Source organism: bacterium (genome assembly GCA_019912885.1).
In the GTDB taxonomy this organism is placed as follows: Bacteria; Lernaellota; Lernaellaia; order JACKCT01; family JACKCT01; genus JAIOHV01.
Genome location: JAIOHV010000014.1, coordinates 1 through 15,091 on the forward strand (window position 1 = coordinate 1; position 15,091 = coordinate 15,091).

Here is a 15,091-nt window from a genome sequence, read left to right on the forward strand (position 1 = left end):
CCGCCGGACCCCGTCGCCGCGCTCGCCGACGCCGCCGCGCGGCCGATCCTGGCTCTCTTTGCCTCGCGCGACCACATCTATTTCTCGGCCCGGGGCGCGGGCGTGTTGCGCAGCCGCGACGGCGCGGATTGGGAGCCGCTTCTCATCGGCCTCGACGAGCCGCGCACCGTGCAGTCGATCGTCGAGGTGCGCCCGAGTAAGGAGACGTTGACCGCGGCGCTCGTCGAGGCCGCGGGCGGCATCGACAACATCGGCCCCGCGCCGGACGAAAAGACGCTGCGCGAGGCGGTCGAGAAAGTCGCCGCGCAGCGGCCCGGTATCCTCGCGGGCACGCAAGACGGCCGCGTGCTGCGCCTGTCGGACGCGGGCGACCAATGGAATGTGCTCGCGCGCCTGCCCGCGGAAGGCGGCGGCATCTACAGGCTCGTATACAACCCGGCCGTGGGCCTGGCCGCCGCGACCGGCTCGGGCGTGCATCTTTCGATGGACGGCGGCGCGACGTGGCAGCGCGTCACGACCGATTCGCTCACGCGCGACGTGGCCTTGTCGCCCGATCCCGCGCGGCGTTTCACCGTCGCGCTTTACGGGCGCGGCCTCGCCGTGTGCGACCCGAACGGCGCATGCGAGACAATGGTGAAATCGCCGGCCGAAATCCGCACGATTGTCGCCGATCCGTACGGCGTCAGCGGATTTTTCGGCACCGACGGCGATGGCGTGTGGCGCTTTGACGGCCGCCGCGTCACGCAAGAAACGACGCGCGCGCTCGAGACATCTGACATCCGCGACATGGTGCTGGCCGGCCCGCGCCTCATCGTCGCGGCGGGCGACGCGGGCCTTTGGATCCGCAACAACGCGGAATCCGGCTGGTCCCCCGCCCTCGACATGCCCCCGGATGCCGTGACCGCCGTCGCCGTCCACCGAGGCCGCATCTACGCCGGCACGACGCGGTTTGGCGTTCTCTCCGCGCCGCTTCACGGCGGCCGGTTTACGCCGGTGACGCTGCCGTAAATCTCGCCGCCGCCGCTCCAAGCGCGATGACAACGGCGGAACGGTCATGACGTTCAGACCTTGCCGCGGTCCTGTCCTTCAGGCTTTCTTTTCCTCGCGCCGCGCGCGCAGCCAGTCCAGGCGCTTTTTGATGGCCTCTTCATGGCCCTGTTCGGACGGCTCGTAGTACCGCGTGCCGGCGATCTCGTCCGGTAAAAACGCCTGCCCGCTGACGTGATCCGCCGCGTCGTGGTCGTATTGGTAACCCTTGTGATACCCGAGATCCTTCATCAGCCGCGTCGGCGCGTTGCGCAGAGGAAGCGGCACCGGCAACGCGCCCGTCTTGCGCACCTCGGCCATGGCGTTTTCGATACCCATGTACGCGCGGTTGCTCTTGGGCGCGCACGCCAGGTAGGCCGCGCAGTGGCCAAGGACGATGCGCGCCTCGGGCATGCCGATCATGTGCGTCGCCTGCATGGCGGACACGGCGAGCGGAAGCGCGCGCAGGTCCGCGTTGCCGATATCCTCGCTCGCCAGAATCACCATGCGCCGCGCAATGAAAAGCGGATCCTCGCCGCCTTCGATCATCCGCGCGAGGTAATACAACGCCGCGTCCGGGTCGGAGCCGCGCAGCGACTTGATGAACGCGGAGATGACGTTGTAGTGCTCTTCGCCCGCCTTGTCGTAAAGGATCGCCTTGGACTGCGCGGCCTCGCGCGCGTCGGAAAGCCGAATGACGCGCACGCCGGCGTCGTCGGGCAGGTCCATGTCCACGACGATTTCGAGTGTGTTGAGCGCGCGGCGCGCGTCGCCGTCGGCGTATTCGATCAGAAATTCGAGCGCGTCGTCCTCGAGGCGGACGTTCCGCGCGCCGAGGCCGCGTTCGGCGTCGGTCATCGCGCGCGTGACGATCGTCCGCAGCGCGTCGTCCGAAAGCGGCGCGAGCGTCACGACGCGCGATCGCGAAAGCAGCGCGGCATTCACCTCGAAGCTGGGGTTTTCGGTCGTCGCGCCGATCAGCGTGATGGTGCCGGCCTCGACGTGAGGCAGGAAGCTGTCCTGCTGGCTTTTGTTGAAGCGGTGGATCTCATCGACGAAAAGCACCGTGCGCTTGCCCGTTTGCGCGAGGCGCCCTTTCGCCTCCTCGATGATCTGGCGAATCTCCCTGACGCCCGAGAGCACGGCGGAAAATTGCACGAAGTGCGCGTCCGTCGCAGCGGCGACGATGCGCGCGAGCGTCGTCTTGCCCGAACCCGGCGGGCCCCAGAAGATGAGCGAGGGCAGATGGCCGCCGGAAATCGCCGCGTGCAGCATCGAGCCCTCGGCCGTCACCTCCTCCTGCCCGACGATTTCGTCGATCGTGCGCGGGCGCATGCGGTCGGCAAGGGGCGCCACCCGCGCCCGAGCGGATTCGGACGGCGCGAAGAGATCGCCGGACACGCGGGCCTATCCGGAGTAAGCGAGCGCGTGATCGCGCGCGCGGCGGGCGCGCGACCAGAAAATCGCGATGACCAGAAGAAGCGGGATATCGACGATCGCGATGGCGAGATTTTGCAGGTAGCGCGCCGCCATGAAGAAAAAGAGGATCGAGTAGAACGACGCGGCCGCCTTGGCGAAAAGCACGATCGGCATGTAGTCCATGTATTTGCGAGGGTTCGCGTAACATCCCAGGAAGATCGCCGCGAGCAGCGTCAGAAGGCTGCACGCCACCGCCAGATAGCCGCGTTCGGCCACCACGTGCACTTCGACGTTCTTCGAGCCGCCCGCCGGATCCGCCAGACGTACGGTCGTCCCTTCGTAGATGTCCTTGACCACGGGCGCGTCCGGCAGGTCGAACAGCCGGCCGACGGCGTTGTTTCCCTTGACGATGTATTCGGGGACGAACATGAACAGGAACAAGGCGATCGCGAATATCGCGACGAGCGCCGCGCTCATCTTCTGAAATTGCCTTTCCTCCCGCGTGAGCTCGCTTTCCATGGCTCGTACCTCTTGCGTCAGGAAGTTTGTATAATGACGGTTTGTTTTAGCGCGCCGCCGGATTCGGCGCAATGACGGAGGGCGCATGGACTTGGCCCGTTGGCGCCGGTTGACGGCGGGAGCGGTTCGAGTAGCCGCGGGCGGCCGCGTGCCGCTGCACGTCTCCTGGACGGTGACCCATCGCTGCAATTTGCGCTGCGCCTATTGCGACCGTCCGGACCAGAAGGTCGATGAACTGAAAACGCCGGAGGCCCTGCGCCTTCTCGACACGATCGCGAACGCGGGTTGCGCGCAGCTTTCCGTCACCGGCGGCGATCCGCTCGTGCGCGACGACCTGCCGCTCCTTCTCGCGCGCGCCCGGCGCCACGGCCTGCGCATCAACCTGAACACCAACGGCCTTCTGGTTCGCAAAAACCTGTCCGCGGTGCGTCTTTCCGATACCGTGACGATCAGCATCGACGGCCCCGAGCGCGTGCACGACGCGGTACGCGGAAAGGGCTCGTTCGCGCGCGCGATGGACGGCGCCGACGCGGCCCGCGCGGCGGGGCTTCCCGTCCGCTACTACACCGTCATCGGGCGCTCCAACATTCCCGAACTCGACGCCCTGGTGAGCATGGCCGAAAACCGCGGCGACGAGGTGTTTTTTCAGCCGGGCTCGCTTGAATTGCTCGGATCGGGCGGCGGGGTGAATCCCGACGCAGCGCCGACGGACGTGTACCGCGACGCCATCGACCGGATCATCGCGTGGAAACGCGCCGGCCAGCCGATCGGCAACAGCGTGCGCGCGCTTGAGGTGCTGCGCCGCTGGCCCGACCCGCATCCCGTGCCGTGCATGGGCGGGCGCCTTTTCGTGCGCATCGAGTCCGACGGCCGCGTCCGCGCCTGCGGGCGAACGCCCCGGCCCGGCGACGTGGACATCCTGCGCGACGGAATTAAGACGTCGCTATCGTGCATCGACGTGCCGGCGGGATCGTGCTGCTACAGCGCCGCGCGCATGGAGGTAAACCTCATGGCCCGGGGCGACGTGAGCGCAATTTTCGGATTTTTCTCGCGATCGAACTAAGGCGCGCCCTCGTCCGCCTCCGGAGGATCGCCCACGTTTTCGGCGTCGGCCCCCAAAAGCACACGCCGCGCGCCGGTGAACTCGTCCCAGCGGACATCCACGGTCCCTACGAATGCGGTGACGTAAATCGTTGTGGCGTCGGAGCGCCAGGCGGCCAGCGCGGCGTCCGCGGGCAGCGAGGCCGTGGAGACGACCGCGATCTCGGGCGCGGCGAGGCTCGCGAACAGGTCCGAGAAAGGCGCCGCGCCGCCCCGCGGCACCTGCGCGATCGTCGCCGCCACCATTTCGGGGTGCTCGGCCGCGACGCGATCCTGCGCGTCCGGCGAGGCTTGACCGCCAAGCACCACATCGCCCTTCTCGTGTTCGATGCGCAACACGAACGCGCCGTCCTCGCCGGTTTGGTCCGGCCCGGCGGCGTTCAGAATGACAAGACTGGCGTTGCCGATGCGGACCGAAAGCCCCGATTCGGGCCGGCGCACGGGCCCGCCCCACGCGACGTACGCGGCGATGAAATCGCGATACGCCGGATCGGCGGGATCGGCGTCGCCGTTCGTCCAGATTTCCGCGACGCTGGCGCAGTCGAAAACCTCCGGGAGCCCGCCGGAATGATCCGGATCCGGGATCGTCAGAACCATGATGTCGATGAGTTCGATATTCCGGCGATCCAGCAGCGGGCAGATGGTGTCGCGCCCCGCGCCGGGCGGGCCGCCGTCGATCAGCAGATGGCGCGTCGTCGAGCCCGCGGGGATCGCCACGAGCGTGGCCGATCCCGCGCCGACATCAAGAAACGTCAGACGCCAGGCGTCGGAGACAAACGGTTCGCCCAGATCGCTCGCGAAGGCGTCCGCGGGATCGGCCGCCTGAAGGCCGTAGTCGCCGGCGCAGGCGGCAAGCCCGGCGGCGAGAATCAATAGCGCGAGGCTTAAGCGCGAAGGCATGGTCCGAGGATTATTCCCGGATGACCGCGGAATGGGAAGGGATCAATCGCCCTTGGCGTGGTTGGCGGCGGCCCAGGCGATGCCGAACATCGCGCCGACAAGCGCCGCCGCGCCGGGCCTGCACATGATCGTGCAATGCGAACCCGCGGCCTGGGCGACAAACGACAGGCCGACGCCGGCGGCGGCGCCGATGAAGGAAGGCAAGAGAAAAAATGTCATACGCACCTCAAAATTTTTCGACGGATCGCGACTTGCGTCATGCTATAGTCCGCCCGAAATTTTCGCTCGCAGGAGGAAATTCCATGTCGCGCGCCACCGTTTTTGGTCTTGGCTTCTTGCTTGTCCTTGCGGTTTTTCCCGCGGCCGCCATCGCCCAGGATGCCCCCGCGGGCGCGGGATCGCCGCACGCGGCGACCGCTTCAACGGATAAATTACCATGGTTCGTGATGGCCGGTCGCCTGGCGTTCGGCGGCGGCGGCGGAAGCATGAACGTCGAGTGGGAGGCTTACGATGGCCTCATCGATTACGACGAGGACGTCGATTTTTCCGCCGGGCAGGCGGCGCTTGGCGCGGAAGCCTTCTTCATGCCCACGCGCGGCCGGCATTTCATCATATCCGGTTCGTTGCTGTTCGTGGGCGGCGGCGGCGAGCTTGGCGAGGGCGACCGCGTATTCGACGGTGAGGCCATGAGCTACTCCGCCTGGTTTTTGAACCTCGGCCTGGGCTATCAGTGGTTTTTCGGCGCCGAGGAGCGGATCAACCTCTTCCTGATGTCGCACCTGGGACCGGGACAGTTTCAGATGACCGTCGATTTCCCGGACGAGGAGCGCACCACCGAGGTCCTGCCCGCGTGGGATTTCGACATCTCGGCCGGGACCTGGTACCGCTTCCCGTCGCACTTCGTCCTCGGCGGATCGCTCGATTTTTATTCGATCGGTTTTGGCGGCGACGCGGGCTCGGAAGGCGCGTGGGACGCCACGATTCGCGACGGCGGCATGGGCGGTGCTCGCCTGAACCTCATCATCGGCGGATCGTTTCATTAGTCCGTAACAACGCCCGACGACGAAATTTACTGAAAACGCGCGCTGTCCGGCGCGCGTTTCGCGTCCTGGGACATCGCGAGTTCGCCGGTTCGTGCCGCGCCTAACGGTCGAATCGGTCATTTTTGTTAGCACGTCGATGAAACGCGGATTTGCCCCCTTCCCATCGCGTCGCGACAGTAGAACGATACCCATCCGGAACGCCGCATAAGGAGGACAAAGCGAAGATCAAATTTCCCGATTTTTCACGACAAAATTTTTCGTTTCGTCTCAAACCAAAAAAACAAGAGCGACGTTCTTGGTCACCATTCCGGTGTTGAAAAAGGAGATCAAGGATGCAGTCAGAAAATTTTCAAAATTCCGATGACAGATTTTTCCCGTGGATGCGAATCGTCATACTCGCTTTCCTGATGATCGCGGTGGGGTGCGCCGCGGATTCCGAAGAAAATGACCCCGACGCCGTCTCGCACGGCCTGACAGCCACGCTCGACGAGGCGGCCGCGTTCGGCGACCCCTTCCTTCTGGAGTGGGAGCCGAGCGTCGATTATCTCGACCCCCTCGAGCTTGAACCCGTCAACGAGGCCGACACGGGCCCGGCCCCCGCGCTTTTTGTGCGGCTTGTCAGGGGCAATCTGCGACCCGATGAGGATGCGCGTTTCGCGCGCGACTACTCCGGCACGATCAGCATCGATCACGGCTCCATCTTCGTCGAATCGACGGTGATGATGGATGCTGGGGATCTTCCCGGACGAACAAGTCAGGCCATCGTTAACGTCAAGAGCTTCGTGCAGACGCGTTACGACGGCTTGGTCCTGCGCGTCGTCCCGGACCTGATCGCCGTGGAAAACTTTCTGCACGTCGACCTCGGACCGTTCCAAAAGACGATACCGCTTGGCGTGCTGATGTCGGGTTTCGTGGAAGCGACGGACCTGACATTCGGCGACAACGCCATGATCGCCTCGCAGTTCGGTCACCGCGATGAGGTCGGGTTCTACGCGGGTGTTTTCTCGAATCGCCTGTTCATGGAAGGCGGCGTCTTCCGGGGCATCTGGGAGGCTGCCGACGGCAGGATCCTGGGGCATGAGCGCGTTCGCTACATCCCCGAGCGCATGGGGTTCGGAACGCTTCGAGGCAAGATCATCGACTGGGACGGCGGATTCGCCGGATTCCTCAACGGGGATTATTTCCCCATCGACGAAAATCGCCGGCACGGTGCGATGGAGATGAACTGGACAACGGACAGCGGTCTGTTGGTAGCGACATTTGACGGCGCCTTCGTGCGTACCAGCCTTGGCGAAGGATTCGCCATGGGCATCTACAGCCCGGCCGCAATCGAGCCGCTCTAGTATTCACGAGTGGCGCGCCGCATGGCGCGCCCTCATCACGATCATCGGGAACTTCATTGCCGCAAATCCCGTTTGCGGCAATCTTTTTTTTAGGCGCGCGAACGCCCGCGGCGCTGCCGGTTACGCGGTCAGAATTTCTCCTGGCGCCACTTCGGAAGATGGAATCCGTCGATCCACCGGCGCAGGCGAGCCTGCATCGGACTTCGCGCGATCCGCGCCTTGAGCAAATCGTAGACGGCGACGTACACGCCATTCGCCGTCAACGCCAGGCGCAGGCCCAGCCTGTCGCGATAGACGAAGTAGAACTTCTCGACGAAGTGCGTCGAACTCATCTTGGCCTTGTAGTCGTAATCGCCGTGTCCGAAATCGTACAGGCGAATGTGCCGCTCGGGCGAAAATACGCGCGCGACAAACCCGTACAGCGCCAACATGCCCGGCGAGAAGTAGGAGTATTCGTCGTCGAAAGCCGTCACCTTGCGGAAAAAGACGCCGCCGTACGCGAACCCGAGGTCGAACGCGACGGGCGCGCCATCGCAGTAAAGGACGTAGGACAAGAACATTCCCGCGCCGGCGAGCGCCTTGACGAGCTCCGAGTCGTGCAGCCAGTGCGGCCGGCCGAGCACGCGCGCCTGCCAGCTATGCGTCCAGACCGACGAGGCGTCCTTGAGGAATTCATCAACGACATCCGGTGACGCGAATTCGCGGATCTCCACGGGGCCCTTGCGCTCGAGCCGGCGCAGCTTCTTGCGATAGTTGTCCGGCGGCCGGGGGATCTCGCCCTCATTCACGATGCGGTGCCGCGTGGAGACGCGCCGTGTCGTGTAGAAGATCCGCCGCGGAACGCCGTAATGGCGGGCCATCTCGCAATATTCGTAGATCGGCGAATCGACCGGCAGCGCGTCGAAACGAAGCCCGTCCACACCGGGGATCTGTTCGAGAACCGCCTTGACCATGGCGTCGATGACGTCAGGGTCCTCCGGCAACGGGAGGCCCGGGTAGGCGATGGCGGCCATGCGCGTGGGCACGCGAAAGATCGGCCGGTCGGCGACCGTGAACGCAATCGCGTCACCGCCGACGCGCACGTTGAAAAACCCGATCCACGCATCATTGCGTCGAATCCCGAACGCCGCGACATAGTTTCGCGCCCGTTCCGCCGAAGGACGCGCCGCATCCGCGAGGAACCAGTCCGGACTATGGGCAAGATCGCATTCGGGATAATGCGCGTTATTGTCGCGCCAGGCGGCGAAGAGATCGCCCGTCAGGCCTTCAACACCAATGCGTTCGACCGACAGACTTTGGCCGGCCATGGTTGCCTCTCCTGTTATCGCACACGTGACGGCTCGTGTTTCGCGACGCCGTTCCGCTCAATACATCGGCATAAAAGACGAGCGAGTCAATGTCCGCGTTGCTTCGTTGACGCGCGGCGAAATCCCTCAACCCCGCCTCGCGTGTCGTCTCTTCCTAAGAGAGAGGCGCAACTTACAACTTTTCTAAAGATTTGTCAAATATTACGAATTTTAGAAGTCAAAATTTTTCCGGCCATTGGCCCGCAACGCTTTTTCCCCATACTGCGTGACACGATGACCACCGCCCGCCGCCATTTCGCTTCGACGTTCGGACTCGTGCTCGTCGCGCTGATCCTGTTGCCGCTTGTCGATTTTGCGCGAACGCCGCCCAGGGACAGTTTCCCTTTTTCATTCTACCCAATGTTTTCCACATACCTCGAAGACGAGGTTTCGATCAATTTCGTCGTCGCGACGGACGGGAAAAAGCGCGAACGCCGTGTTCCGCCTCACCTGGTGACCGCCGATGGCGCGCCATCGATGAACCTGGCGCGCAAGCAGATCGGCCGCGCGGTGCGCCTGGGGGGCGACGAGTTGGATGAGCTTTGCCGGCGGTCGGCCCGGCGGATCCATCGTCAATCGATATCCGATCGCTCCTGGCGGCGTTATCGGCACGTCCGGATCGTCGGCGGGCATTTCAGCATCGAGCGTTATTTCAAGGACGGCGAACCGCTTTCGGAAAAGGTCCTCGCGTCGTGCGCGGTGCGTTGAACGGCCTTGTTCGCGCACGGCTCTCCCGCGCCCAGGCGTGGTATTTCGATCCCGCGCCCGCGGCACGCCTGGCACTTTTGCGCATCGCGATCGGCGCTTTCGCGATCAATCATCTGGCGAGCCGCTGGCAAAAATTGATGGACCTCGGCGACTCGCCGGCCGGGTTGTTCGAGCCCGTGGGGATCGTCTCGGTGCTGTCGGCCCCCCTTCCGGGCAACGTTCATCGCCTGATCGTCGCCGCCGCCCTCCTTTTCGCGGTCGCGTTTTTCGCCGGCTTCCGCTTTCGCGTCAGCGGGCCGGTATTCGCGCTGCTGCAAATGTGGCTGCTGACCTACCGCAACTCCTGGTCGATGATCTTCCACTTCGAAAACGCACTCGTCATCCACGTGCTCATCCTGGGATTCGCGCGATCCGCGGATGCGTATTCCATCGACGCCACCGGGCGGCCGACGCCGGAAACCGACGCGGAATACGGTTGGCCGATCAAGCTCATGGGCGTCTCGACCGCGCTCATGTATGGCCTGGCCGGATACGTAAAGATCACCGGATACAGTTGGCATCTGTGGCTCACCGGCGAGGTGATCGGCAACTGGGTCGCCTGGGACACCATACGCAAGGAACTGCTCGGCACCGCGGGCTCACCGTTCGCGCGCGTACTTTGGGAACACCGGCCGCTCGGCGTCGCCCTGTCGTACCTGACGCTCGTTCTGGAAATCGGTTGGTTGTTCGTGTTTTTCCGGCCGCGCGCGGCGCGCGTGTGGTCCATGCTGACCTGGGGAATGCACGCGGGCATCCTCGCGTTCATGAACATCAGGTTCCCCTACCACCTCTGGGGGCTGATCTTCCTTTGCTTTTTCCACGTCGAATGCGCCCCGGCGATCGCCGCGCGCGTGTGGCGCAAAGTCGGCCTCAGCCGCGCCGTGCCGTTTTTCGGCGCCCGGCCGCCGGCCGTCGCGCTCATTCCTCGCGAAATCGATCCCGATCCTCCGGCGCCGGTATCGGGCATGCCGGAAGCTTCCCAAACACCGGATAGCGAATCCGGGCGATGACGCGATAGCCAAAATCGCGCAGCCGGCGCGGCACGACGCGGATCCACGCCAGGCGCCGGGCCGGGCCGGGCAACCGCTCGAAAATCGCGGCGATCGCGTCCGATCGCGTCAAAAGGCGCCGCCCGCCGTTTTCGTGGATGAGCACATAAACCGTATTGAGATCAGCGGGATTCTTGCCGAATTCGGAGAGCGTACGCGCGGCGAACGGGCTTTGCAGCGAGGCGAACGCGATTCGCTTTTCGGGATCGCGGCGCATGACGAATCGCACCAGGCGATTGCACAGCGCGCAAACGCCGTCGTAGAAGACGATATCGCGATCGACGGTGAGCGGGCGGCCGGATGCCGGCCCGTAGGGATCGTGACTCGAATCGGTGCTTGTCACGGCGCCACTATAGCGCGATGCCGGGCGCGCGCCTCCATCGGGGAGATAACGGAACTGACGCCTTTGCCGCGATCCGTGCACGCGCGACTTGGACGCGCGACGCCGCGTCTTTCGCGCCGGTTTTTCGCCGCGGTTCTCGGCGTCGTGGTCGGCCTTGGCGCCGGGGAGATCGCCGCGCGCCTGTATGATGTCGATCTGCGTCTTGTGCGCGACCGTCTCTACTACCAGGGCGCGGAACTTTCGGTGCACGAGCCCGATCCAAATCCCGACCTTCTCTACCGCCTGAAGCCCGGCGCGGATTATCGGTCGCCCGAGTACGACATCCACATCAACGCGCTTGGTGTGCGCGGGGAGGAACGAAGCGCCGAAAAGCCGCCCGGCGTTTTTCGCATCGCCTGTCTCGGCGGATCGAACACCTACGGCGCGGGGCTTGGCGACGACGAGACCTGGCCCACGCAACTGGAACGGACGCTCAACGAGAACGCGCCGGGGCGATTCGAGGTCTTCAACCTCGGCGTTTCGGCCTATGTCGGCTTGCAGATCGCGACGCTCGCCGAGGAGGCCGTGCGCCGCTTCGATCCGGATCTCGTCATCCTCTCGCTCACCAATGTCGGGCCGCCGGCGTTTCTGCTCGACACGGATGTCGGGCCGTATTTCCGCGCGCATCCGCGGCTTTGGCCGGAACGCGTGATGAAGGCCGACGTGATGGAATGGATTCCGACGCCGCTACGACGCGGGCTCATGCGTTCGAGCGCGCTGTTTCGCGCCGTGCACGTTGATGCGATGCGCAAGCGCGAAATGGCCGCGGGCGAGGAGGAGCGGTTCGAGGCGGCGAACGTGGGCGCGATCCGCGGGTTCGTCAAACGCCACAAGGATGAGCGCGGCGTCGCGCTATTCCTCACGCCCGCATTCGCGCCGGGGGCGTTTCGCGCGTACACACTGTCCGTGGGCGCTCCGGTTTGCCACCTGTCGGCCCGGGGGCTGCCGGCGAGGTTTCGCCTGATCCACCCACCCGCGGACGTCACGGCCTGGTACGCGGAAAACCTCGCCGCGTGCCTTGGCGCGAACGGTCTGCTTCCCGATATCGGCGCGCCGGTAAAACCCGACTGACGCCTCACCGGCCCCGCGGCGCCGATCGTCAGCAGCCGCACCCGCAGCTTTCGTCGTCGTCCTCATCCGCGTCGGCGGTCTCGACGGCATCGTCGGCCAGATGCAGGCAACAGCCGTCCACGCACGTCCACGCCGAGCCTAACGCCGTCGTGCACGTTTCGTCGCCAAGGCATGGCGTGCACTCGTCGCCGGTCGCGTCATCGTCCACGCTCGTGTCGTCGTCCGCATCGTCGTCGTCGGCGTCGTCATCGTCGGCGTCGTCATCGTCCGCATCGTCATCGTCGGCGTCGTCATCGTCACCGGCGTCCGTGGTGGTTGTCGTGGAGCTTGTCGCCGGCACGGACGTCGTGGTCGTCGTGCTCGTGCTGCCGGTCGTCGTCGTTGTGCCGCCCGTCGATGTCGTCGTGACGCCCGTCGATGTCGTTGTGACGCCGGTGGTGGTGGTCGTCGTCGTCGGCAACGTGGTGGTCGTGGTTGTAGCGTCCGTGGTCGTCGTTGTGGTCGGTACCGTTGTCGTCGTCGAAGGCGTTGTCGTTGTGGTCGAGGTCGGCAACGTTGTTGTCGTCGTGGTCGTGGTCGTGGTTGGCAATGTTGTCGTCGTTGTCATGTTGTGGTGGTTGTGGTCGACGGCGTGGTCGTTGTCGTCGTCGACGTCGTTGTCGTGGTTGTCGTGGTGGTCGACGATGTGGTGGTCGTCGTCGTGGGACAGAAATCGAAGGTGTGCTGGAAAATCAACTCGTGCGGAGGGACGCCGCCTGCCTCGTCGCCGTAGAGATAAACCGTCACCTCGTTATCGTCGGGCTCGAACCCCACCTGCGCCTCGAGCGAAAACACGATCGTTTCGCCGTTCAGCACGCCACCGCTGTTGAAACCGTCGCCCGCGTCGAACAACCACGCGACGATATCGGGATTCGGGTTGGCAACGATCCAGCTCCCCGGAACCGATATCGTGCCGGGATCGAAACCCTCGATGTACGTCCAGTCGTAGCCGATCTGGTATTGCGCAAGGATGATGGCCTCGGCGTCCGCGACGTAATCGACCTGCACGCTGAACGTGTAGGTCTCGCCGAAATCGATGCATGCCGGCGAAAGGAACGTCGCCTCGGTGTCGGTGCTCATCTCCGCGGCGGCAAACGTGGTCGCGAACAGAATAACAATGCCAAACGCAATAACGCGCGAGAACATAACGTCCCTCCTTCGGATAACATTCAAGGAAATTTTCAGCTTCGGGCCAGCAAATCGTGGGCGATTCGCTTGCGAACGTCAAAGGAAAAAATCGAAGGGAGCACGCGCGTTTTTCCGCCGATCTCTTTTCTATTTCCTTTTTCCTCTTTCCTCTATCTCAGTATGCAAACACTCCGACGCACTCCACATGACGCGTCTGCGGAAACATATCGAACGGCGTCGCGCGCAAAAGGCGCAAGCCCTCGCCATGCAGCACCTTCGCGTCCGACATCAACGTCTCCGGGTTACACGAAACGTACGCCAAACGCCGCGGGCGAAGCGCCCCGATACGTCGCGCGAGCTTCGCGCCCAGTCCCGCGCGCGGGGGATCGACGAGCACCAGGTCGATGCCCATCCGCGCCTCGTCGATGCGCCGCACGTGGCCGGCCGCGTTGGCGCACACCATCTCGACATTGCCGTATTCGCGCGCCGCACGTTTCGAGGATGCGCACGCGATCGGGTCGGACTCCACCGCGATGACGCGCGCGGCCATCGGCGCAATCGCGAACGTAAAGTTGCCCATGCCGGCGAACAGTTCGAGCAGCGTGTCCGTCGGCCGCGCTCCAAGCGCGCCGGCGACGTGTTCAATCAGCCGCTCGTTGACGCCCGCGTTGACCTGCGTGAACACGCGCGGATCGAAGGCGTATTCGACGCCGTGAGCCGCATAAGAAAATTCCAACGTGCGCGGCGCGTCCCGAAGCTGGCCGCCCTCGAAAACGAGATCGCGATCCGCTTCGCCCTGCGCGCGCCCGAGCACCTTGATGAACACGCGGTTCGATCGTCCGTCGGCCACCGCGCGGACCTTGCGTGTTTCGCCCACGCCGAATCCCGCCGCCGAAGCGGCATCGCGAATCGCCGAGAGAGCGTCGTTGAGCGGCGAGATCAGTTGCGGGCAAGCGTCGATCGGCACCAGATCGTGGCTGTCGCGCCGGAAAAATCCCACTCGTGCCGAGCCGTTGGCGGCGCCGACACGAAACTCGGCGCGCCCGCGCCAGAAGTACGGCGCGGGCGACGGCACACACGCCTCGACGTCAATCCCGACGCCCGCGCGCATGGCGGCGTATTGCACGATCTCGCGCTTGGCGAGGAGTTGGGCGTCGTACGAAACGTGCTGCCAGTCGCATCCGCCGCAGATGCCGAATACGGGGCACGGCGGATCGACGCGCAGCGACGACGGCTCGAGGATTTCGACGAGTCCCGCGTTCGCGTAGCGGCCTTTGCGTTCGACGATGCGCACGCGCGCCGTTTCATCCGGCGCGACGCCGTGCGCGAAGATGGAAATGCCGGAGGATTCGTTATCGGCCGGAGCGCCATGAGCCGCGCCGCTTGCCGCAAGCGCCGTGAAGCGGGCGACGATTTCGGCGCCGGGTTCGATCGGGGACACGCCGTGCGTATTGGCGGCGCGGCTCAGCAGCCGCAACCGCTCCCGCCGTCGTCATCGTCGTCGTCATCGTCGTCGCCCTTGGCGTCGTCGTCCGCCTGCGCGTCGTCGTCGTCCGTGTCGTCGTCGGTTGTGGAGTCGTCGTCCGCCGAATCGTCGTCGTCCGCGCCGTCATCATCGCCGGGGATCGTCGTCGTGGTGGTTGACCCGCCGGTTGTCGTGGTGGCGCCCGAGGTCGTGGTTGTGCCGGCCGTCGAGGATGTCGTTGACGACATTGTCGTTGTCGTCGAGGTCGTCGTCGAAACCGATGTCGTCGTGGTCGTCGTCGTGGTCGTCGTTGTGTTGGTGGGCGCGGCGGTGGTTGCGCTCAAGACGATGTTGTCCCAATAGACTTCATTAAACGCCATCACCTGCCCCGACTCCGCCAGGACAAAGGCGGTCATCCCCGGCGCGGCGGCGACAGCCTCCACGCTGAGCATCTGGAAGTTATCCCAGGGCTGCGCCCAGGGACTCCACACAATCGCCGTGCTGTATACATCC

Annotated in this window: 17 protein-coding genes; 7 read left to right on the plus strand and 10 right to left on the minus strand. The window is 64.7% G+C overall.

Annotated elements, in window-relative coordinates; translation table 11 throughout:
• Positions 1-1,008, plus strand: a 1,008-nt coding sequence (locus K8I61_01525; protein MBZ0270688.1) for a hypothetical protein, incomplete at its 5' end; no start/stop codon positions are given.
• A gap of 78 nt (positions 1,009-1,086) precedes the next feature.
• On the opposite strand, the gene K8I61_01530 is transcribed toward K8I61_01525, so the two are convergent.
• Both K8I61_01530 and K8I61_01535 read right to left on the minus strand, forming a co-directional pair.
• Complete coding sequence (locus K8I61_01530; protein MBZ0270689.1) at positions 1,087-2,361, minus strand: replication-associated recombination protein A; 1,275 nt, start codon at positions 2,359-2,361, stop codon at positions 1,087-1,089.
• Between the two features lie 72 nt (positions 2,362-2,433).
• A complete protein-coding gene (locus K8I61_01535) occupies positions 2,434-2,964 on the minus strand; it encodes a hypothetical protein (GenBank protein ID MBZ0270690.1) in 531 nt (176 codons plus the stop codon).
• Positions 2,965-3,049: 85 nt separating this feature from the next.
• On the opposite strand from K8I61_01535, the gene K8I61_01540 reads away from it, so the two are divergent.
• Positions 3,050-4,027: a radical SAM protein gene (locus K8I61_01540; GenBank protein MBZ0270691.1), complete on the plus strand. Its 978-nt coding sequence runs from the start codon at positions 3,050-3,052 to the stop codon at positions 4,025-4,027.
• On the opposite strand, the gene K8I61_01545 is transcribed toward K8I61_01540, so the two are convergent.
• A complete protein-coding gene (locus tag K8I61_01545; protein ID MBZ0270692.1) occupies positions 4,024-4,965 on the minus strand; it encodes a hypothetical protein in 942 nt (313 codons plus the stop codon). The genes K8I61_01540 and K8I61_01545 overlap by 4 nt on opposite strands.
• Positions 4,966-5,007: 42 nt before the next feature.
• Complete coding sequence (locus K8I61_01550) at positions 5,008-5,184, minus strand: hypothetical protein (protein MBZ0270693.1); 177 nt, start codon at positions 5,182-5,184, stop codon at positions 5,008-5,010.
• 83 nt (positions 5,185-5,267) lie between these two features.
• On the opposite strand from K8I61_01550, the gene K8I61_01555 reads away from it, so the two are divergent.
• A complete protein-coding gene (locus K8I61_01555; protein ID MBZ0270694.1) occupies positions 5,268-6,008 on the plus strand; it encodes a hypothetical protein in 741 nt (246 codons plus the stop codon).
• Between the two features lie 380 nt (positions 6,009-6,388).
• Complete coding sequence (locus K8I61_01560) at positions 6,389-7,351, plus strand: hypothetical protein (GenBank protein ID MBZ0270695.1); 963 nt, start codon at positions 6,389-6,391, stop codon at positions 7,349-7,351.
• Between the two features lie 128 nt (positions 7,352-7,479).
• Here K8I61_01560 and K8I61_01565 read toward each other — a convergent pair whose 3' ends face one another.
• Positions 7,480-8,433, minus strand: coding sequence for a GNAT family N-acetyltransferase (locus K8I61_01565; protein MBZ0270696.1), 954 nt, complete (start codon positions 8,431-8,433; stop codon positions 7,480-7,482).
• Positions 8,434-8,544: 111 nt separating this feature from the next.
• On the opposite strand from K8I61_01565, the gene K8I61_01570 reads away from it, so the two are divergent.
• Entirely contained in the window at positions 8,545-9,405 is an 861-nt protein-coding gene (locus K8I61_01570; protein ID MBZ0270697.1) for a hypothetical protein, read from the plus strand.
• Positions 9,390-10,454, plus strand: a complete 1,065-nt coding sequence (locus K8I61_01575; GenBank protein MBZ0270698.1) for a hypothetical protein — start codon at positions 9,390-9,392, stop codon at positions 10,452-10,454. Before K8I61_01570 ends, K8I61_01575 begins: the two co-directional genes overlap by 16 nt.
• Here K8I61_01575 and K8I61_01580 read toward each other — a convergent pair.
• Complete coding sequence (locus K8I61_01580) at positions 10,363-10,836, minus strand: DCC1-like thiol-disulfide oxidoreductase family protein (GenBank protein ID MBZ0270699.1); 474 nt, start codon at positions 10,834-10,836, stop codon at positions 10,363-10,365. The genes K8I61_01575 and K8I61_01580 overlap by 92 nt on opposite strands.
• 63 nt (positions 10,837-10,899) lie before the next feature.
• On the opposite strand from K8I61_01580, the gene K8I61_01585 reads away from it, so the two are divergent.
• Positions 10,900-11,946 carry a hypothetical protein gene (locus tag K8I61_01585; GenBank protein MBZ0270700.1) on the plus strand — a complete coding sequence of 349 codons (1,047 nt, stop codon included), beginning with the start codon at positions 10,900-10,902 and terminating at the stop codon, positions 11,944-11,946.
• 28 nt (positions 11,947-11,974) lie between these two features.
• Here K8I61_01585 and K8I61_01590 read toward each other — a convergent pair whose 3' ends face one another.
• The 4 genes from K8I61_01590 to K8I61_01605 form a co-directional block, all read right to left on the minus strand.
• On the minus strand, positions 11,975-12,535 hold the full coding sequence (locus K8I61_01590; protein MBZ0270701.1) for a hypothetical protein: 561 nt from the start codon (positions 12,533-12,535) through the stop codon (positions 11,975-11,977).
• A 14-nt stretch (positions 12,536-12,549) separates the two neighbouring features.
• Complete coding sequence (locus K8I61_01595; GenBank protein MBZ0270702.1) at positions 12,550-13,131, minus strand: hypothetical protein; 582 nt, start codon at positions 13,129-13,131, stop codon at positions 12,550-12,552.
• A gap of 157 nt (positions 13,132-13,288) precedes the next feature.
• The gene (locus K8I61_01600; protein MBZ0270703.1) at positions 13,289-14,590 is read right to left on the minus strand and encodes a class I SAM-dependent RNA methyltransferase; all 1,302 of its coding nucleotides are present in this window, start codon (positions 14,588-14,590) and stop codon (positions 13,289-13,291) included.
• Positions 14,578-15,091, minus strand: a 514-nt coding sequence (locus K8I61_01605; GenBank protein MBZ0270704.1) for a hypothetical protein, incomplete at its 5' end; no start/stop codon positions are given. The genes K8I61_01605 and K8I61_01600, both read right to left, overlap by 13 nt.

Bases quoted from the DNA above. Each gene is read 5' to 3' on its own strand.
- K8I61_01530 (MBZ0270689.1), bottom strand. From the start codon at position 2,361: ATGCGCCCGCGCACGATCGACGAAATCGTCGGGCAGGAGGAGGTGACG.
- K8I61_01535 (MBZ0270690.1), bottom strand. From the start codon at position 2,964: ATGGAAAGCGAGCTCACGCGGGAGGAAAGGCAATTTCAGAAGATGAGC.
- K8I61_01540 (MBZ0270691.1), top strand. From the start codon at position 3,050: ATGGACTTGGCCCGTTGGCGCCGGTTGACGGCGGGAGCGGTTCGAGTA.
- K8I61_01545 (MBZ0270692.1), bottom strand. From the start codon at position 4,965: ATGCCTTCGCGCTTAAGCCTCGCGCTATTGATTCTCGCCGCCGGGCTT.
- K8I61_01550 (MBZ0270693.1), bottom strand. From the start codon at position 5,184: ATGACATTTTTTCTCTTGCCTTCCTTCATCGGCGCCGCCGCCGGCGTC.
- K8I61_01555 (MBZ0270694.1), top strand. From the start codon at position 5,268: ATGTCGCGCGCCACCGTTTTTGGTCTTGGCTTCTTGCTTGTCCTTGCG.
- K8I61_01560 (MBZ0270695.1), top strand. From the start codon at position 6,389: ATGCGAATCGTCATACTCGCTTTCCTGATGATCGCGGTGGGGTGCGCC.
- K8I61_01570 (MBZ0270697.1), top strand. From the start codon at position 8,545: ATGGGCAAGATCGCATTCGGGATAATGCGCGTTATTGTCGCGCCAGGC.
- K8I61_01595 (MBZ0270702.1), bottom strand. From the start codon at position 13,131: ATGTTCTCGCGCGTTATTGCGTTTGGCATTGTTATTCTGTTCGCGACC.